Below are 20,438 nucleotides of genomic sequence, written 5' to 3'. Positions count from 1 at the left end.
TGATCCAACAGAAGCAACAACAAAACCAACTATCACAGCACCAAAAGCTGGCGATAAAGAAATCAAAGGTAAAGCTGAACCAAATGCAAAAGTTGAAGTAGAACTTCCAGACGGAACAAAAGTAGAAACAACAGCAGATGGAGAAGGAAACTGGACAGCAAAAGTACCAGAAGGCAAAGAGCCAAAAGAAGGCGAAACTGTAAAAGCAACAGCAACAGTAGATGGAAAGAACCCATCAGACGAAGCAACAGCAACAGTAGGAAAAGCCGATGATAAGGGTACAAAAGTAGGTGGAGATGTTAAACCAGTTAAACCAACTGATGATAAACAAGATACTGGCATCAAAGTTGAAAATCCTGATGATGATACAAAAGTTACAGCTAAAGATGAAGATGGTAAAGACGTTCCAGTTGAAATTGATGAAAATGGAAATGTAATTGTAACTCCAGGAACAAATGTTGATGGACCAATCACTGTAACAATTGAAGATCCAGATCTACCAGGCGGAAAAGTTGAAATCGAAGTTCCAGTTGAAGGACACGAAAAAGGAAGAGATGACAACAATTCTGATAAAGATGATAATAAAACAATAGCAGACAAGACTGATCCAACTGTTCCTTCAAAAACTGAAGTTAAGGATAAGAACAACTTAACTGATGAGGAAAAAGACAAGGTTAAAAAAGCAATCGAAGATGCTAATAAAGATAAATTCCCACAAGGAACAAAAGTTGAGATTGGAAAAGATGGAACTGCTACTATAACTTATCCAGATGGTTCAGTTGACATCATTAAAGGAAATGATTTGGTATCTCAAAAAGCAAATGCTGGTGCTAGTGGAAGCATAAATAGAGTTAATAGCTCTAATACAGGCAAAAATGTTAAAACAGGTGTAGGTTCTTCTGCAACTATTTTAGCAACATTGGCAACAGCCGTAAGCGGATTGTTCGCTTCTAAAAAAAGAAAAAATGATTAAAATTAATTTTTTCGAAAATAAAAAATAATTTTTTGTGAAGACCTTCGGGTCTTCATTTTTTTGTGGGGATTTTTTGATTTTATTTTTTTCTTATTAAAAAAGTTTTTATGGAAAATTATAAATTTATTTTATTAATTAATTTTTTATATGACTTTTGGGTGTGGGTATAATAGATTTATGGAGGAATTTATGGATAGATTTTTAGTTTTTTTGGCTGATGGTTTTGAGGAAATTGAGGCTTTGACTTTGGTGGATTATTTTAGAAGGGCTGATATTTTTGTAGATATGGTTTCTGTTGGCGATGATTTGTTTGTTTGTGGTTCTCACAATATTATTGTTAAGGCGGATAGGCTTATTGATGATATTGATTTGGATTTTTATGATGGGATTTATATTCCTGGTGGTAGTGTGGGTGCGAAAAATCTTAGGGATGATAAAAGGGTTATTGATATTGTAAAAAAATTTGATGAGGAGAAAAAAATTATTTGTGCTATTTGTGCGGGACCAACTGTTCTTGATAGGGCAGGTATTGTTAGTGATAGGAATCTTGTTTGTCATCCTAGTGTGGAAAAAAGCCTTTTGAATGTTGGAAATATTAAAAGTGACAAGCTTATTGTTGTGGATGGAAATATTTTTACGTCAAGGGGCGCTGGTGCTAGTGTTTTTTTGGCTTTGAAATTGATTGAAATTATTAAGGGGGTTGATGTAAAAAATAGTGTAAAGGCTGGTATTCAGGAAGATTTTGTTGAGAAATATTTTGGTTTTAATTTTTGATGTTAATTTTGAATAAATCAATTTTTATTTTTATTGATTTATTCTTTTTTTGCCTTTTTCTTTTATTTAAAAAAAGGTCTATATATGTTAAAATATAAGAATACTGATAGGTATTTAATTTCTATAAAAATCATATTTTTGGTTTTTAAATTTTAATTGGAGGTATTATGAAAAAGATTGGTAAGGTTTTATTGGCCTTTTTATTGATTATAGGGACTGGCTTTACGGGTTTTACTCTCGGAAAGAATTCTTCTAATGATAATCGTATGATTTCTGAACAAAATCAAAAGCACATGGCTTCTATGGAAGCTATGAAGGAATTGATTGATGAGAATTTCCTTTTTGATTATGAGGATAAGCAATTATATGATGGTTCTTTGAAGGGAATGTTTGAAAATTTGGGCGATCCTTATACTGCTTATTATACAAAGGAAGAATTTGACAAACTTATGGAAGATGTTAATGGGAAATATGCGGGCATTGGTGTAGCTGTTCAAGCTAGTGATGAGGGATATATCAAGGCGATTTCTGTTTTTGATGAATCTCCTGCAAAAAAGGCTGGCATCAATGTTGGCGATTATATTACCAAGGTTGATGGTGTTTCTTATTCTTCTGACCAATTGGAAGAGGCTGTGTCAAAAATTAGGGGAAATGTCGGAGAAAAGGTAAAGATTACTGTCCTTAGAAAAAATGCTGAGGGCAAGGCTGAGGAAAAAGATATTGATGTTGAAAGAGCTGATGTAAAGGTTGATACTGTTGAAAGCAAAGTTGTTGAAAAAGATGACAAAAAAATCGGCTATATAAAAATAAAACAATTTGAGGATGTTACTAAGGAAGAATTTGGCAAGGAGCTAAAGGCTTTGAAGGATGCTAAGGTTGATGGTATTGTTATGGATCTTAGAAATAATCCTGGCGGTGGGCTTGATGTGTGTCTTGCTATCGCTGATACTTTTTTGGATGAGGGTGTAATTGTTTCAACTGTTGACAAAAAAGGCAAAGAAATTGTTGAAAAAAGCGACAAGGAAATGGACAAAACTCCTATGACTGTTCTTATAAATGAAAATTCTGCTTCTGCGTCTGAAATTTTGGCTGGAGCTTTTAAGGATAGAAAGAGAGCAAAAATTGTTGGAAAAACTTCTTTTGGTAAGGGAATTGTTCAAAAACTTTTCCCTCTTGATGATGGGTCTGGTGTAAAAATTACTATTAGTGAATATTTCACACCAAACAAAACTAAAATTCACAAAATTGGTGTAAAACCTGATGTAGAAGTTGAAGATAAAAGTGAAAATGGAGCTTTGGATATAGAAAATCTTGACAAGGATACTCAATTTAATAAGGCTTTGGATACATTATTAGAAGAAATTAAGGGGTGATATTATGAACAGCTATAACAGCGAGCAAAGGATTGAAGAACTAAATAATCTTTTAGAAAAAAAAGATATTCCGGCTTTAAAGGATTCTTTGAGAAGAACTAACCCCGTAGATATAGAAGAATTTATGTCTGAGCTTGACAATGAAGAAAGTTTGATTGTTTATAGGCTTTTGAGAAAAGATGATGCTGCTGAGGTGTTTGCTGAATTAAAACAAGATGGCAAGCACAGACTTTTGACTTCTATTACAGATCCTGAGCTTGATGCTATTGTGAAAGCTTTAAATTTCGACGATGTAATTGATACGCTTGAGGAAATGCCTGCAACTGTTGTAAAAAGAATTTTGAGAAATTCTGATTCTGAAATGAGAAAAAGAGTAAATCAATTTTTACAATTTCCAGAAGATTCTGCTGGAAGTTTGATGACAACAGAATTTGTAGAAGTAAATCCAGAAATGACCTGCCAAGAAGTTTTGGACAGGATAAAAAAAGTAGGTTCAACAAAAGAAACTATTTACACTTGCTATGTAACAAATACTACAAAATCTTTATTGGGTTATGTTTCACTAAGGTTGATTGTAACAAGCTCATTAGATACAAAAGTTAAAGATTTGATGTATGAAGATGTAATAAGCGTGGAAGCTTACGAAGACCAAGAAGATGTAGCAAAAACTTTTAGAAGATATGGTTTTACAGCTTTGCCAGTTGTTGATAGCGAAAGAAGGCTTATTGGAATAATTACAGTTGACGATATTATGGATATAATGGAACTTGAAACAACTGAGGACTTCCAAAGAATGGCTGGTACAACACCGGATGAAGAAGAATATTCAAGCACATCAGCCTTAAAACTTGCAAAAAACAGATTGCCTTGGCTAATGTTTTTGATGGTTTCGGCATCATTTACATCAACAATTTTAAAATCAAGTCAAAGGGTAATAGAATCAATAATTGCCCTAAATATGTTTATACCAATGCTAACAGACTCCGGTGGAAACGCAGGAAGCCAATCATCAACTCTTGTAATACGTGGAATGGCAACAGGAGATGTAGAGCTTGAAGATTGGTATAAAGTAGTATTTAAAGAATTCGAAGTTGGAGTTATAGTAGGAGTTATAATGTCATTTTTAGCATTTTTAAAATGTCTATTATTTGACGGAGTAGCTATGGAAGTTGCAGCCATAGTAGGAATAACAATTTTTGTAATAATAATTATAGCAAAAGTTGTAGGAGCCTTACTCCCAATGGGAGCAAAAAAATTAGGCTTTGACCCAGCAATAATGGCAAGTCCACTAATAACAACAATTGTAGATTCTATAGGATTAATATGCTATTTCCAAATTGCAAAATTAATTATGGGAATATAAAAATAAGCTTACTTTAATTAGTAAGCATCAGATTGTAGACAAACCCTCAAGCACGAATATCTGACTCCCAAAATTGTTGATTTCTAAATTTCAAAATTCTAAAATCGCAAACTCGCTAACGCTCAAACAATGCGATTTTTGACGAATTTTTAAATTTGAAATCAAATCAATTTTTTCCGTATGATATTCTTAGCATGAGGATTTGTATACTTTATCAACAGTCTATTGCTTACTTTGATTAGTAAGCTTTTTTATTTTCGAAAATTGGTGTAAGAAATTTTAAAAATAAAATAATTTTTTAGTAATAAAATTAAATTAAGAATCACCCATCCCGACTAAACGAAACGAAGTGGAGTGCATGGAGGGATCTTTTTTTAAAATATGGCAAAATAAATAGACTGGATAAGGGAATTTATGCCCTTATCCAGTCTAAATTTTATTATTCTTCGCTATTTTCTTCTTCTAATTCTTCTTTCACTTCTTCGTGAACGGCTTGTTTTATTTCTTTGTTGTCTATTATGGAATTTTCTGCTAATCTTTCTAGTTTTTCTTTTTCCATTTTTCCAAATTCTTCGTCGTCATCTAGTTTTCTTTTTGTAAGAACAGATATTGCGAACCTTCTTCTCATTTCGTGTTTGATTTCTTCTCTTTCGTTAAACCAGGCAACTACTAGGATAATTGTAAGTATCATTCCTAAATATCCTAGTATTGGATAGAGGATTGACATTAATTTTTTAAAGCCTAAAAATGAAAGTCCAAAACCCATTAGGGTAAATATTATTAAATTTCTTCTAAATTTATTTTCTGTATCGGAAAATCTTCTTGCTGCTGAATAAAATAGGGAAATGGCTGTGTTAAAAATCATTCCAAAAATAATTAAAGACATCATAAGTCCCAAAACAGGGTGGATATTTTCTAAAACAATTTGCATTGGTATGTCGGAATCTTTTATCATTGGTAGGGTAAAAAATAGGGTAAGGCCTACTAGTGCTGTAAGAATTGCTACCATCAATCCTCCAAGCATTCCTCCAAGTCCTGCTTCGGCTGAATCGGTTTTGCTTCCTCCTAGGACAAATGCCATGGAGATTCCGCTAATCATGCATAAGCCAAAATAATTTAGTGTGGATAAGCCTATGTTTGGCAGTGGGGATTTTACACTTTGTCCAATTTGATTTAGACTTTGCCAATCTGGTTTTATTGTTATAAAAGTATAAATTGCTCCAAGGATTGCAAAAATAATTATTAGTGGTGTAAAGGCACCGATTACTTTTGTTACTTTATCGAAATCTAACATTCCAATAAAAATTACTAGTAGGGTACAAATTAGTGAGCCAACCCATGGTTTAAATCCAAATTGCTGATTTAAATTTGAGCCTGCACCTGCTATCATTACGAAACCCATCAAAAAGCAATTAATTATTAGGGCAAAATCCATAAATTTTGTCAAATATTTGCTTGAAACTTCTTCGATGACATCGATATGACTTTCTGCTAAATAGTGAGAGCCAAGTTGAAGAATTATTCCTCCAACTAAAACGTGCAAAATTCCTATGGCTATAAGTCCAAATAGCCCGGATATTCCAAAGGAAATAAAATATTGCATTAGCTCTTGACCGCTTGCAAGTCCTGCTCCGGTTAATACGCCTACATAAGCTAGCATTATACTTATAGTTTTTTTATTCATTATTTCTCCTTTTTGTTTGTTCTCCTTTAATAAAAAATTTTTTATAATAAAAGTGTTGGCTTATGCCAAGGCTTTTTGTTTAAGAAAATTGGTTTATTACTACTTTTGGTATTATTTTTTCAATTTCTTCTCTTGTTGGTAGGTCTAGCACTTCTGCTGTTGCTGTTGCTGCTGCTACGGCAACTTTGTATGCCTCAAGATAATCGCTTGATCTTACCAAAGTTCCTATAAATCCTCCTATCATTGAATCACGACAGGCTACTGAATTTACTACTTCATTTATGTGAATTTCTTCGGATATATATGAATGTCCATTTTGGCTAAAAAACATTGAGCCTTTTTTGCCGTATGAAACTATGGCATTTTGTGCTCCCATTTCTATAATTTTTTTGCCGTATTTGTCCATATCTTCTATTGTTTCAATTTTTGTTCCAAAAATTTCCATCAAATCTTCTATGTTTGGTTTTACTAGAATTGGTCCTTCTTTTATAACGTCTGGCAAATATTCTGCTGGTATGTCTGCTATAAATTGGGCTTTGTTTGCTTTTGCTATTGAAACCATTCTAGAATAAATATCTTTGTCAGATTTTTCTTCCATTGGTGGGACTGATCCTCCCATAACAATTGTATCGCCTTCGCCAACTCTTGATAAATAATATAAAAGTTCATCTACTTCGTAGTGGCTTATGTTTGGACCTTTTGAATTTATTGTTGTTTCCTCGTTATCTAGTAATAATTTTATATTTGTTCTATTTTCTTCTTCAATATTTACAAAATCTGTCATGATATTTTCTTTATCAAGCCAGTCTTCTATAAATCTTCCTTGATGTCCACCTGTAAATCCAGTTGCAATTGTAGGGATTTTTAATTGTGATAAAACTCTAGAAACATTAAGAGCCTTGCCTCCTGGAAGGGTAAATTCATCAGACACATGGTTTTTATCGCCAATATTCAGGTTTTTTACTTCTAAAATTACATCCACTGATGGATTTAGGGTAACTGTATATATCATAATTCCTCCAAATAATTAATCTTTTCTATTTTTATTTTTTATACTCTTAAATCATAAATTGCTTCGATGACTTCTTCCATGTGAAGTCCTCTAGAACCTTTTACAAAAACTAAAGTTGATTTTGTTATTAAAAATTTCAACTTATCTATAAGGTCATTTTTATTTTCAAAATAAAAACTTCTGTTTTCTGGGAAATTTTCAAGACTAGCTTTGTACATTTCTTTGCAAAGTGGGCCATAGAATAGGCAATAATTTATTTTTTTGGGATCTATATCAAGTCCTGATTTGTAATGAAGATTTTTTTCTCCATCGCCAAGCTCAAGCATATCTCCCAAAACTACAATTTTATTTAAATATCCATCCAAAAATCCTGCAAGCTCAAGTCCTTGTTTTAAAGATTGGGGATTTGATTTGTAGGCATCGTCAAGAATGTCAAAGCCATTTCTTTCTATTAATTCATTTCTATTTGCATTATTTGATACTTTGGCTAGACCATTATCAATTTCTTCATAAGAAAGATTAAATAATTTTCCAATAAGAACTGCCAAGGCTCCGTTATAAACTTGATGAGTGCCTAGCAAAGGAACTAAATAATCTTCGTTTTCGTATGAGAATTTTGTGTAAGTGCTTGAAAATTCTTTTGGACATACTTTAAAATCCACTCCATCTTCCTCGCCAAAACTTATTGTTTTTTGTTTTATTGTATAGGAAGGAAGAACTTTTTTTAATATTTCATCATCGCCATTATAGATAAAAATTCCATCAGCTTTTAGGCCTTCAAGAATTTCAAGTTTTGCTTTGGCAATTCCTTCTCTTGATTTTAATTTTAAAAGATGAGCATCGCCAATATTTGTAATCATTGCCATATCTGGTTTTGCAATATTTGAAAGGAGAGAAATTTCTCCAAAATCTTCTGTGCCCATTTCAACAACACCGATTTGTGTTTTTTCTGAAAAATCCAAAAGAGTCAAAGGAACTCCAATTTCATTATTTAAATTTCCTTGAGTTTTTTCTACCTTATATTTTTCTGACAAAACCGAATGAATTAAATTTTTGCTGGTTGTCTTGCCGTTTGAACCTGTAATTGCAATTATTTTTATATCAAGCTCATCTCTGTAAGCCCTTGCCAAATCTTGCAAGGCTTTTTTTGTATCAGAAACTTTTACAAAGGGAATTGAAATTGACTTTGGAATTTTATAATTTTCATCAATCAAAAAGGCAACAGCTCCAGAGTTCTCACATTCTTCTATAAAAATTCTACCATCAAATTTTTCTCCAACTATTGGGATATAGAGATTATCTTTTTTGATTGTTCTAGAATCAATTGAAATTCCTTTGATTTTGGTTTTAGAATACTTTGGGTTTGAAATTTCTCCACCAAGCATTTGTGCAATTTCTTCTAAAGTTCTTTCAATCATTTAAATCTCCTTTTTTGAAAACTTTTAAAACCTTCATCAATTAGCATATCAAGAATTTGTGAAAATTCTAGGTCAAAACTAATTTTGCAAAGTCTTGCAAAAAATGAAGTTGGGGTAAAGCCAGGGAAGGTGTTTATTTCATTGATGTAAAATTCATTATCTTTTAAAAATATATCAACTCTTGCAAATCCTTGGCAGCCACAAGCCTTGTAGCATTTTTTTGCAAATTCTAATAAATCTTTTTCAAGATTTTCATCCATTGGATAAGGAAGCATTTCTTTTGTAGATTTATCAAAATATTTTGCATCATAGTCAAGGAAAATATGGTCAGTTACATAAGCTCCAGGTTTTGATGCAATTAATTTATTATCGCCGATTATGGCAATTTCTACTTCTTGACCTATGATTGCCTCTTCAACTAAGATTTTTTCATCATATTTTAAAGATTCTTTTCCGAATTTTAAAAGGTCGTCTATGTTTTCTGCCTTGTTTACTCCAACTGATGAACCATTTGCTGATGGTTTTACAATCATTGGGAACTTAATATATTCTTCGCATTTTTTTGCAAAATCAATGTCGAAAGATTCTTCATTGGCATAAAGGTATCTTGCTTGTTTTAATTTATTTTTTTCGAAAATGTCGTTTGCAGTAACCTTGTCCATGCAAACAGAAGATGACAAAAGTCCATTTCCAATATAAGCTATATCAATTGCATCCAAAAATCCTTGGATAGTTCCATCTTCTCCATAAGTTCCATGAACACAAGGAATTATAATTGTATTTTCCTTATCCTTATCTTTTAATTCTAAAAGAAAATCAGAAATTGATTCTAAAATATTTTCTTTGCATTCTTTTACAAGTTCAAATTCATCGTCTGTATTTATAAAATCGAAAGCTTTTGAAAATCTACCTTTTTTATCAATATAAACAATTTTTAAATTGTATTTGTTTTTGTCTAAATTTTTTGAAATATTAAGGGCACTTCTAAGAGCTATTTCATGCTCGCTTGAAGGTCCACCGCATAATAAATAAGTATTAATCATATATCTCCCCACTCTAATTTTATATAAAAATTTTACTACATATTGGAAATTAGAGCAAATAAAAGAAGATTTTATTGAAAAATAAATTAATATTTATTATTTTCTTTTGAAAATTTTCGTGTTTTTATTTCTACAAATAAAAGTATAATATAAAATAAAAACAAGGAGGGAAAAATGAATTATAAAGATTTACAACCAAAAGAAGTTTTTCATTGGTTTAAAGAAATTTCAAATATACCAAGAGAAAGCGGAAATGAAAAAGAAATTTCAAATTTTTTGGTAGATTTTGCAAAAAAAAGAAATTTAGAATATTGGCAAGACGATTTTTTAAATGTATATATAAAGAAAGAAGCAAGCAAGGGCTTTGAAAATTATCCAGAAGTTTTACTCCAAGGACACATGGATATGGTTTGTGTAAAAGAAAATGGTTCAGACCACGATTTTTCAAAAGATCCAATTGAGCTTGTAATAGATGGAGATTGGCTAAGAGCAAACAAGACAACTCTTGGGGCAGATGATGGAATAGCAGTTGCCTATGCTCTTGCAATTTTGGATGATAAAAAAATTTCACACGGACCAATTTCTGTTTTGATAACAACAGGCGAAGAAACATCCATGGTTGGAGTTAATAATTTAGATACAAAAAAATTGGGAAATCCAAAATATCTTCTAAATATTGACAGCGAAGAAGAAGGAATTCTTACAATTGGTTGTGCTGGTGGAATGGATATAAAATATTCTTTTGAAAAAGAATACGAAAAATCAGACGGAGAATTTATTTCAATTGAGCTTAAAAATTTCCAAGGCGGACATTCTGGAATGGAAATTGATAAGTTTAAACTAAATGCAATCAAGGGACTTGTTAGAATAATTGACGGACTAGATTCATATAGGATTGGAAAAATTACAGGTGGAGTAAAAAGAAATGCAATTCCATCAGAAGCATTTGCGATAGTAGAAGTAGATGATGCAAAAAAAGCAATAAAAAATCTAGAAATAATAAAAGATGAAATCATTCACGAATACAAAAACTCAGATCCAAAAGGCGAAATAATTATAGAAGAATGCAACTTTGATGGAGAAGTTTTAACAAGAGATTTGTCAGAAAAAATTGTAAATGCAACAATGATTGTTGCAGACGGCCCTGTAAAAAAATATAAAGGAAATTTAGTTACAAGTTCAAATCTGGGTTTAATTGAAGAAGATGATAAAAAAATAAGTTTTGTAATTCTTGCAAGAAGCGAAGTAACATCAGCAAAAAGATTTAGACGAGATGTTATAAAAAAACAAGTAGAAATGTTTGGAGCAAAAGTAGAAACATCAAATGAATATCCAGGCTGGGAAAGAGAAGACAGCGAACTTTTGGAAATAATGAAAAATGTTTGGGAAAAATTAAATGGAGAAAAACCAGAAGTTTTAACAACTCACGGTGGACTTGAGTGTGGTTTGTTAAAACAAGATATGAATCAGACCCAAATGGTATCATTCGGCCCGGAAATAGAAGGCGCCCACAGCCCAGAAGAAAGAGTAAATATAAAATCAACAGAAAATAATTATAAATTCTTAATAGAACTTTTAAAAGAATTAAAATAAAAGAGATTTGTAGTTTTTCATAGGGTAGACAAAGTCAGTTTAGTAATTCATTATTAATTTAAAAATAAAATTACTCTACACGCCATCTCGACCGACTGGAAGGAGTGGAGAGATCTCATGAGATTTCTCCACTAGTTGCATAAGATTAATAGGGATAAACAATCGAAATAAACGATTGTTTATCTGGTCGAATGGGAAAAGTTTATATTTTGTCAACAGTCAGAGAGGTTTGCACCTCTTTTTTATTTTGCTAAGTAAGATATTTAAAATCCTTGTTAAAAAAATTTTTCGTGCTATAATATTTACAGAAAAGGAAATCATTTTCTAAAAATTTAATATTTTTTTAACTATTATTTTCAAAAATGCAAGTATTGTATTATGATAGGAAAACGTGTATAATATATTTAAGATTTAAGGATTATAGTTAAAAAAATAATAGTTATAGAATTTTATTTATCAACAATTAATGGAGGTAATATGTACGAGGAAAAAGTTACGCTTGTAAATGAAATCGGTTTACACGCAAGACCTGCTTCTATATTTATTAGAGAAGCTGTCAAGCATGCGTGCGATATAAATGTAGAAAAAGATGGAAGAATTTATAATGCAAAATCAATTATGTCAGTTTTGTCTATGAGTGCCGGAAAAGGCGAAGAAATTATAATAAAGGCTCAAGGCGATGACGAAGAAGAAGCTGTAAAAAGTTTAGTTGATTTGGTAGAAAATAAATTATCTAATTATTAGCAACTTAAATTTACTTAAAAATAAAAATTAATACTTATTTAGAGAACACTTTTGATAGAAAAAGTGTTTTTTCTTTGCGAAAATTTTTAAAATTAATAATTTTGTAATATTAAAAAAATTTACAAATTATTTTTTAAAATTTCATATAAAAATGTTAAGATTTCAAGTTTTGACAATCCGTACTAAAGCAGTATACTTTAAATGTATATAAATTTATTTTCTCAAAAGTTAGGAAAAAAGAGGTAAGAAATGAAAGAATTATTAAAAGTTGAAAATTTACATGTTTCAGTTGGAGATACTGAAATATTAAAAGGAATAAATTTAAAAGTTAATGCTGGAGAAGTTCATGTAATAATGGGATCAAATGGTTCAGGAAAATCTACATTAATGAACGCTGTAATGGCAAATCCAGTTTATGATGTAACTGAAGGAAAAATATTTTTTGAAGGAGAAGATATAACAGATCTTACTACTGATAAAAGAGCAAAGGCAGGAATTTTTATGTCTTTCCAATCTCCTGATGCGATTAATGGTGTAAAGCTTAGAGATTTTCTAAAGCAAGCAAAAGAAGAAGTAACAGGAAAAAAACCTTCAATTTTAGGATTCAATAAGGAATTGAAAAAAGAAATGGATGATTTAAAATTATCTGAAGAATATGCAAACAGATATGTAAATGTAGGATTTTCTGGTGGAGAAAGAAAAAAATCTGAAATTTTGCAATTAAAAATTTTAAATCCAAAACTTGCTATGCTTGACGAAACTGATTCAGGACTTGACGTTGATGCGGTAAGAATTGTAAGTGAAGGAATAAAAAATTATTTAAACGAAGATAATGCTGTAATAGTTGTAACTCACCACAATGAATTATTAGAAAATATTGATGTAGATTATGTACACGTTTTAAAAGATGGAGTAATCAAAGAAACATCTGATGCAAGCCTAATGGAAAAAATTGAAAAAGAAGGATATGAGTGGGTTTAATATGACAGAAAAAAATTTGATGAATCATCCTTTAAGGATATTGATAGGGGTATTTATGATGTCATTGACAAATTTGAATACTCAGATATTTCTGACAAGGGTTTGAATAAAAAAATAGTTGAAGAATTATCAAAAAAGAAAAATGAACCAGAATGGATGCTAAAAAGAAGACTTCAATCTCTTTTGATTTTTGAAAAAACAGAAAATCCATCATGGGGACCAGATCTTTCTGAATTAAATATGGCAGATATAACAACTTACGTTAAGCCAAAAACTGACAAGAAAAGCAATTGGGATGCTCTTCCAGAAGAAATAAAAGATACTTTTGATAGGCTAGGAATTCCTCAAGCTGAACAAGAATCTCTTGCAGGAGTTGGAGCTCAATATGACAGTGAGGAAGTTTACCATTCAATTCAAAAACATTTGTCAGATCAAGGAGTAATTTTTACAGATTTTGATACAGCTTTGAGAGAACATGAAGAAATTGTTCACAAATATTTTCAAAGAGCAATTCCACCAACACTTCACAAATATGCAGCCCTTCACGGAGCAGTTTGGTCTGGTGGTTCTTTAATTTATGTACCAAAGGAAGTAAATGTAGATATTCCTCTTCAATCTTATTATAGATTGAATGCTCCAGGAGCTGGACAATTTGAACATACAATGATTATTGCAGAAGAAGGAGCAAAAGTTCATTTTATAGAAGGATGTTCTGCACCAAGATATAATGTTGTAAATCTTCACGCAGGAAGCGTAGAAATATTTGTTCACAAAGATGCTGAAGTAAGATTTTCTACAATAGAAAACTGGTCAAGAAATATGTACAACCTCAATACAAAAAGAGCAATCGTTGAAGAAAACGGTCAAGTTGAATGGATTTCTGGATCTTTTGGTTCAAAAGTTTCAATGCTTTATCCAACCACAATTTTAAATGGCGAAGGAGCAAGAGCAGAATATACAGGAATAACTTATGCATCAAACGGTCAATATATTGACAATGGATGTTCAATGATTCATAACGCACCAAACACTTACTCAACTGCTCTTACAAAATCTATTACTCAAGGAAATGGAAAATCCATGACAAGATCTTATGTTAAAATTGGTAAAAATGCTAAGGGATCAAAGTCAACTGTTGATTGTGAAAACTTGATGTTATCACGTGAGTCAAAATCAGATACAATTCCAACTCTTGATATTAGAAATGATGAAGTTGATTGCGGTCACGAGGCAAAAATTGGCTCTCTTGATCAAAAACAAATATTTTATTTGATGAGCAGGGGAATTCCTGAAAATGAAGCAAAATCTATGATTGTAAGAGGATTTGCAGAGCCAGTTGCAAAAGAATTGCCTTTGGAATATGCAGTTGAGATGAATAATTTGATTGATATGGAATTGGAAGGAGCAAATGGCTGATGGAAAAAGTAAATGTAATGAGAGAGCCTACTTGGTCATACACCAAGTTAAATTATAGCGAAAAAGCTCCAAGTTTAAATGAAAATAAAGCTTATAAAAATTTTGAAAGCTCAAATAAAGAAAATAAATCTTTAGATGAAATTTTTAGTAAAAAAAATTATGGACTTTCAAAGGATTTCTTAAAAGAAAATAAAGAATTTAATAATTTAGATATTTATAGAGATGTTGATGGAGAAAAAGATTTAGAATTTATAAATTTAAATCTTGACGAAAATTCAAAGCAATTGGTTAATAAAATTGATATAAATGCAAAAAAAGGATCAAAATCCTCATTTTTAGTTAATTTTTCTCAAACAAAAGGCGAATCTTCTTACCTGAATTCTTTGATAAGGGTAAATCTTGAAGAAGATTCTTTTGTAAAATTGGTTGTTGTAGTAGATTTATTAGAAAATTCTCTTAATTTACAACAAATTTCATCAATTATTGGCGATAGGGCAAATTTTGATATTTCTTATATTGAACTTGGTGCAGACAAGTCTTATGTAAATATTAAAAATTTCCTTGATGGAGAAGAATCAAATCTTGAAGAAAATGGAGTTTATTTCAAACAAAACGAAGATTTTCTAGACATCGGAGCTTTCAACGATCACAAGGCAAAAGTAACAAAATCAAATTGTATGTTTAATGGTGCCCTTAAAGGAAAAGCTGAAAAAAGATGGAAGGGTGTAGTTGATCTTAAAAGAGGGTGCGAACATGCTGATGGAAAAATTGGAGATTATGCAGTAATGCTAAGTCCAGATGCTATTAATAGGTCTGCGCCAGTTTTGTTAAATGAAGAAAAAGATGTAGCAGGAGAACACGCTGCAAGCGTTGGAAGATTTGATAAGGCAATGTTATTTTATATAATGAGCAGAGGTTTTTCCAAAAGAAAAGCTGAAAGTTTGATGCTTGAAGCAAATTTCGCACCAACAATTGATAAAATCGACCATGAAGAATTGAGAGAAAAAGTAAGATACAAAGTTCACGCAATGAATACGAGGGATTAAGATGGATATAGAAAAAATAAGAAAAGAATTTCCATTTTTGGATGAAAAAAATACTGGAAAAAAAGTTATTTATCTAGATTCTGCGGCAACTAGCCAAAATCCAATCTCAGTTATGAATGCCCAAGCTTACTATTACAAATATTCAAATGCAAATCCTCACAGAGGTGCTCACTTTTTATCATGGAAAGCCACAGAAGCTTTTGAAAATACAAGAGAAAAGATAAAAGATTTTATAAATGCAGAAAAATCCGAAGAAATAATTTATACAAGAAATGCAACAGAATCTTTAAATCTTCTAGCATTTTCTTACGCTTGTGAAAATTTGAAAAAAGGCGATGAAATTGTAATTTCAATTTTAGAACACCACGCAAATTTAGTTCCTTGGCAAAGAGTTTGCAAAGAAACCGGGGCAATTTTAAAATATGTTTATTTAAATGATGATTATTCTTTAAATTATGACGAATTGAAAGAAAAAATTACAGAAAAAACAAAAATTGTTTCAATCACGGCCTCATCAAATGTGACTGGAGAGATGACAGATCAAAAATTAATTACAAAACTTGCTCATGAAGTTGGAGCAATTTCAATAGTAGATGCTTGCCAACTTGCTCCTCACAAAAAAATTGATGTAAAAGATTTTGATTGTGATTTTCTTGCTTTTTCTGCCCACAAAATGTATGGACCAATGGGAATTGGAATTTTGTATGGAAAATATGATTTGCTTGAAAAATTAAAACCATACAATCTTGGTGGCGATATGATTGAATATGTTTATGAGCAAGAATCAACTTTTGCAAAACCTGCCCAAAGATTTGAAGCAGGAACTCAAGATGTAGGTGGAGTTGTAGGTCTTTCTGCTGCTATTGATTTTATGAATGAAATTGGTGTGGAAAATATTTATGAACATGAAAATAAACTTGCAAGATATGCCTATGATTTGATTAAAGATATTGATAATATAAAAGTATTTTTCCCAGAAAAAAGAAATACAGGATCAGTTGTAGCTTTTACTTTTGATGATATTCATCCACACGATGTTGCAACAATTTTGGATATGAAAGGAATTGCTGTAAGAAGCGGCCATCATTGTGCAATGCCACTTCACACCTACCTTGATGTATCTTCAACTTGCAGAGCGTCATTTGCCATATATAATACTAGAGAAGAAGTAGAATATTTTGCAAAAGAGCTTAAAAATGTAAGAAAGGTGATGGGATTTTAATGGACTTAAATGATGTTTATACTCAAGTAATTCTTGAAAATTCTAGAAATCAAAAAAATAAAAGAAATTTAGAAAATCCAGATATAAAAGAGCCAGGTCACAATCCTTCATGTGGAGATGAAATTGTTTTGGAATTAAAACATGATGGAAATGTAATAACAGAGGCGGCTTTTACAGGACACGGTTGTGCAATAAGCCAAGCTGCAACTTCTGTAATGTGTGATGAAATTGTAGGAAAAACAATTGATGAAGCAAAAGAGATGGCAAAAATTTATATCGGAATGATAAAAAGAGAAGATATAAGCGATGAAGATTTGGAAAAAATTGGAGATGCTGCAGCTTTCCAAAATATTTCAAATATGCCACAAAGAGTAAAATGCGCACTTTTATCTTGGAAAACTTTAGACGAAGTGATAGATAAAGATGTCAAATAATAATTTTTTCAAAGATTATAGGATTTTGGAATTTATAACAAGTGCAATAACTTTTGTGCTTTTAATAATTCTTACCGTAATTCAATATATAAGTGAAAAAAAATATTGGTGGATAATTTTATTAGCAAGCATATTAATGGGCGCAAACGCCTATGTAAAATACAAAAAATTTAAAGAAAACAAAAAGCATTCTTAGAAAAAATCTAGGAATGCTTTTTTATTTAAATTTTTAAAATTTTTCAAAATTATTTTCTATTAATTTTTCTATAGCTTCTCCAACTCCTGCCTTATTATTTGATAAAGTTATATAGTCTGCGTGGGGTTTTAGATAATCGTTGGCGTTTTCCATTGCAACGGAAAATCCTGCCATATCTAGCATGGGAATATCGTTCATTTCATTTCCTATTGCCATAATTTCATCGATTTTGAAACCAAGTTTTTCACTCATTAATTTTATGGCATTTCCCTTGTTTGCGTTTTTGTTCATAACTTCAATTAAAACTGGAGCAGTTTTTGCGTAGTAATAATTTTCGTTTACAAAACTTGGCATATTATCCATAACTTTTTCTATATTCCAAGGCCAGCCCATAACCAAAAATCTACCAAAATTTTTATCTTCATCAAAATCATCGTAGGAAATTTTTTGTAATTTTAATTTTGTAATAAAAGAATCAAATCTTGTCAAAATATTTGGATTTTTATGTCTTGTATAAAAACTATCATCATCCATGGCTGAAACTTGAACTTTAAAATTTTTTAAAGCCTTATCAAGATTAATTAAATCTTTTGGTTTTTGAAAAACTCCTGTAATTACTTCCTTAGTGTAGTTGTCAAAAATATAGGATCCATTTTGAGAAATTGAAAAATGACCTTCGTGTTCTAGGTCGAGTTCTTTGACATAAGGAAGAATTCCAGAAAATGGTCTGCCACTTACTAGAGCTATATGTGCTCCTAATTTTTTTGCTTTTAATATCATTTCTTTATTTTTTTTGGAAGACGTCTTGTATTTGTAAGCAAGGTTCCGTCTATATCAATTGTTATTAGCTTAATCATAATTTGATTATATCATATTTTTTTGAAATTTCTTATTTTTATTAAGTCTTTTTTTATGCTATAATTACAAGATGAGAAGGAGATATTATGAGATTTAAAAGATTTTTAACAACGATTATGGTGGCATTATTTGTATTTTTTTCTTCAAATGCCTATTTAAATAAATTACAGGATAAAAAAAATATAGATAATTATGGGGCTGAGGCTGCTGAAAATAATAAGGGAAAAAAGGTTGATAACGAAATTCTTGTGCTTTTGGTTGGAGTTGATGCAAGTCAAAATAAAGAAAATCCTGAGCCTACAAGGACAGATACAATTATGCTTTGTAAAATAAATTCTGAAACGGGAAAAGTTGATATTTTATCAATTCCTAGAGATTCTAGAGTAAAGGTTAGGGATGAATTTACAAAAGTAAATCATGCTCATGCTTATGGTGGAATTGAACTTACGTTAAAAACTTTAAGAGATTTTTTGGGCCTTGATATTGACTATTATGCAGAAATAAATTTTGAGGCTGTTGTAAATATAGTTGATGAAATTGGAGGAGTAAATTACAAAGTTCCTGAAGGAGTAAGACTTGATGAAGGAAATACACATATAAGACCGGGAATTAATAAAATGAACGGGCAAGATGTATTAACTTATTTGAGAGCTAGAAAAATTTATCAAAATGCTGACCTTGGTAGGGTTAATGCTCAACAAGAATTTATGAAGGGAATCATAAATGAATTGGTAAAAAAATCAAAAACAATAAATATGACTTCCTTGGTTGAATCATATTTTAAAGATGTAAAAACAAATTTGCCTTTGGGAACTATGATTGATTTTGCTAGCAAAATGTCTAATTTTTCTTCAGAAAAATGTAAAACTTATACTGTTCCAGGAAATCCACAATATATTGATGGAGTAAGCTATTATATTCCTAATTACGAAGAAACTTGGAAGATAGTTGATAAGGTATTTTCAAAATATAAATTAAAATCATGGAAAAAAGAAGATAGTTCTTATTGGGAATATCAAAACTATACTTACACTAACGATAATGAAAATTCAAATGAAGATTATCAAAATTCAAATAGTAATGAAGAAGACGAAGAATATTTGGATGAGGATTATGAAGACTTGAACCAAGAAGAAGAAAATACAGAAGATGAAAATTATTTCGATGAAGATGTGAATAACCTTAATGAAGATAATTAACAGGTGGAAAAATGGACGAGAAAAGAAGAGAAAGAAAAGACGAACATATTGAAAATTATCTTAGAAGTGAATTTAAGTCAAAAACATTATTAAACAACGTTTATGTGGAACACAATGCCCTAAGCAATGTAAATTTTGATGAAATTGATACATCAATAGAATTTATGGGAAATAAAATTTCTATGCCTGTGATGGTAAATGCAATGACAGGTGGAACTGAAATAAGTGAAGATATAAACGAAGATTTATCAAATATTTGTAGAGAATTAAATATACCAATGGCTGTGGGAAGCGAATCAATAGCCATAAAAGATAAAGATTCAAGAGAGTCTTTTTCCCTATTAAAAGATAAAAATGTAATAAAAATTGGAAATCTCGGTTGGGAAAATAAAATCGAAAATTTTGAATTTGCAAAAGATTTAATAGGAGCATCTGCTATGCAAGCTCACTTAAATATTGCCCAAGAGCTAGTAATGGATGAAGGAGAAAGAGATTTTTCTAAAAATTTTGAAAATTTAGAAAATATTAGCAAAAATATTTCAGTGCCTTTGATTGTAAAAGAAGTTGGCTTTGGAATGAGCAAAGAAGTAGGTCAAAAACTTTTAGATATTGGTGTAAAATATATTGACGTTGCTGGAAAAGGTGGCACAAATTTTATAGAAATCGAAGATATGAGAATATTTGACAAAGATTATTCAGAATTTTATTCATGGGGAATACCTACAGCAAAATCAATTCTTGATGTAAGAAGTTTGTCTGATGATTTTTTCTTAATAGCAAGCGGTGGAATAAGAAATTCGAGTGATGTTTGCAAATCTCTAATAATTGGTGCAGATATGTGTGCAATTTCTGGAGAAGTTTTGTCATTTCTACTAAGAGGCGATTACGATTATGCAATCAAATATCTAAAAGAATTAAACACAAAAATAAAAATATTTATGGCTCTAGTTGGAGTAAAAAATATAGAAGAATTAAAAAAAGTTCCATATAAATTAACAGGAAGATTAAAAGAATTAGTAGATGAAAATTAATTTTAAAAAATTTAATAATAAAAAATTTAATAAATTAGTATAAAGGAGAAAATTATTTCTCCTTTTTTATTTTTAATT

General features: G+C 30.6%; 19 protein-coding genes. 14 read left to right on the top strand and 5 right to left on the bottom strand.

All coding sequences use genetic code 11. The features are described from left to right. From HGAG_RS11550 to mgtE, 4 genes are all read left to right on the top strand, one after another. A partial coding sequence (locus HGAG_RS11550; RefSeq protein WP_040401649.1) for a MiiA motif-containing surface protein occupies positions 1-973 on the top strand: 973 nt, incomplete at its 5' end. A 189-nt stretch (positions 974-1,162) separates the two neighbouring features. Continuing rightward, the gene (locus HGAG_RS07020; protein WP_019118497.1) at positions 1,163-1,747 is read left to right on the top strand and encodes a DJ-1 family glyoxalase III; all 585 of its coding nucleotides are present in this window, start codon (positions 1,163-1,165) and stop codon (positions 1,745-1,747) included. A 167-nt stretch (positions 1,748-1,914) separates the two neighbouring features. Beyond that, positions 1,915-3,120, top strand: a complete 1,206-nt coding sequence (locus HGAG_RS07015) for a S41 family peptidase (protein WP_004839298.1) — start codon at positions 1,915-1,917, stop codon at positions 3,118-3,120. A gap of 4 nt (positions 3,121-3,124) precedes the next feature. After that, on the top strand, positions 3,125-4,483 hold the full coding sequence (gene mgtE / locus HGAG_RS07010; protein ID WP_004839297.1) for a magnesium transporter: 1,359 nt from the start codon (positions 3,125-3,127) through the stop codon (positions 4,481-4,483). 439 nt (positions 4,484-4,922) lie between these two features. On the opposite strand, the gene HGAG_RS07005 is transcribed toward mgtE, so the two are convergent. From HGAG_RS07005 to HGAG_RS06990, 4 genes are all read right to left on the bottom strand, one after another. After that, positions 4,923-6,167, bottom strand: a complete 1,245-nt coding sequence (locus tag HGAG_RS07005) for a YkvI family membrane protein (RefSeq protein WP_019118496.1) — start codon at positions 6,165-6,167, stop codon at positions 4,923-4,925. 79 nt (positions 6,168-6,246) lie between these two features. Next, positions 6,247-7,179: a 1-phosphofructokinase family hexose kinase gene (locus HGAG_RS07000; RefSeq protein ID WP_019118495.1), complete on the bottom strand. Its 933-nt coding sequence runs from the start codon at positions 7,177-7,179 to the stop codon at positions 6,247-6,249. Between the two features lie 38 nt (positions 7,180-7,217). Then, positions 7,218-8,597: a UDP-N-acetylmuramoyl-tripeptide--D-alanyl-D-alanine ligase gene (locus HGAG_RS06995; RefSeq protein WP_019118494.1), complete on the bottom strand. Its 1,380-nt coding sequence runs from the start codon at positions 8,595-8,597 to the stop codon at positions 7,218-7,220. After that, positions 8,594-9,640 (bottom strand): D-alanine--D-alanine ligase family protein, encoded by a 1,047-nt coding sequence (locus tag HGAG_RS06990; RefSeq protein WP_019118493.1) that lies wholly within the window; start codon positions 9,638-9,640, stop codon positions 8,594-8,596. Before HGAG_RS06990 ends, HGAG_RS06995 begins: the two co-directional genes overlap by 4 nt. Positions 9,641-9,814: 174 nt before the next feature. Between HGAG_RS06990 and pepD the strand changes: the two genes are divergently transcribed. The 8 genes from pepD (at position 9,815) to HGAG_RS06950 (ending at position 17,272) form a co-directional block, all read left to right on the top strand. Beyond that, a complete protein-coding gene (gene pepD / locus HGAG_RS06985) occupies positions 9,815-11,233 on the top strand; it encodes a beta-Ala-His dipeptidase (RefSeq protein WP_019118492.1) in 1,419 nt (472 codons plus the stop codon). Positions 11,234-11,710: 477 nt separating this feature from the next. Then, positions 11,711-11,977 carry an HPr family phosphocarrier protein gene (locus tag HGAG_RS06980; protein ID WP_004839291.1) on the top strand — a complete coding sequence of 89 codons (267 nt, stop codon included), beginning with the start codon at positions 11,711-11,713 and terminating at the stop codon, positions 11,975-11,977. Positions 11,978-12,226: 249 nt separating this feature from the next. Further along, complete coding sequence (gene sufC / locus HGAG_RS11505; RefSeq protein ID WP_019118491.1) at positions 12,227-12,958, top strand: Fe-S cluster assembly ATPase SufC; 732 nt, start codon at positions 12,227-12,229, stop codon at positions 12,956-12,958. Between the two features lie 39 nt (positions 12,959-12,997). Next, positions 12,998-14,374, top strand: coding sequence for a Fe-S cluster assembly protein SufB (gene sufB, locus HGAG_RS11500; RefSeq protein WP_026074066.1), 1,377 nt, complete (start codon positions 12,998-13,000; stop codon positions 14,372-14,374). Further along, on the top strand, positions 14,374-15,420 hold the full coding sequence (locus HGAG_RS06965; protein ID WP_019118489.1) for a SufD family Fe-S cluster assembly protein: 1,047 nt from the start codon (positions 14,374-14,376) through the stop codon (positions 15,418-15,420). The genes sufB and HGAG_RS06965 overlap by 1 nt, the downstream gene beginning before the upstream one ends. A gap of 1 nt (position 15,421) precedes the next feature. Further along, the gene (locus HGAG_RS06960) at positions 15,422-16,642 is read left to right on the top strand and encodes an aminotransferase class V-fold PLP-dependent enzyme (RefSeq protein ID WP_019118488.1); all 1,221 of its coding nucleotides are present in this window, start codon (positions 15,422-15,424) and stop codon (positions 16,640-16,642) included. Then, a complete protein-coding gene (gene sufU, locus HGAG_RS06955; protein WP_019118487.1) occupies positions 16,642-17,076 on the top strand; it encodes a Fe-S cluster assembly sulfur transfer protein SufU in 435 nt (144 codons plus the stop codon). The genes HGAG_RS06960 and sufU overlap by 1 nt, the downstream gene beginning before the upstream one ends. Further along, complete coding sequence (locus HGAG_RS06950; protein WP_019118486.1) at positions 17,066-17,272, top strand: hypothetical protein; 207 nt, start codon at positions 17,066-17,068, stop codon at positions 17,270-17,272. Before sufU ends, HGAG_RS06950 begins: the two co-directional genes overlap by 11 nt. A gap of 33 nt (positions 17,273-17,305) precedes the next feature. Here HGAG_RS06950 and HGAG_RS10800 read toward each other — a convergent pair whose 3' ends face one another. Then, complete coding sequence (locus tag HGAG_RS10800; protein WP_019118485.1) at positions 17,306-18,052, bottom strand: Cof-type HAD-IIB family hydrolase; 747 nt, start codon at positions 18,050-18,052, stop codon at positions 17,306-17,308. Between the two features lie 164 nt (positions 18,053-18,216). On the opposite strand from HGAG_RS10800, the gene HGAG_RS06940 reads away from it, so the two are divergent. After that, a complete protein-coding gene (locus HGAG_RS06940; RefSeq protein ID WP_019118484.1) occupies positions 18,217-19,329 on the top strand; it encodes an LCP family protein in 1,113 nt (370 codons plus the stop codon). An 11-nt stretch (positions 19,330-19,340) separates the two neighbouring features. Continuing rightward, entirely contained in the window at positions 19,341-20,360 is a 1,020-nt protein-coding gene (fni, locus tag HGAG_RS06935) for a type 2 isopentenyl-diphosphate Delta-isomerase (protein ID WP_019118483.1), read from the top strand. Positions 20,361-20,438 lie beyond the last annotated feature (78 nt).

The sequence above is a fragment of the Anaerococcus obesiensis ph10 genome, assembly GCF_000311745.1.
Taxonomy (GTDB): domain Bacteria; phylum Bacillota; class Clostridia; order Tissierellales; family Peptoniphilaceae; genus Anaerococcus; species Anaerococcus vaginalis.
This window is presented reverse-complemented; position numbering and strand designations above follow the sequence as displayed.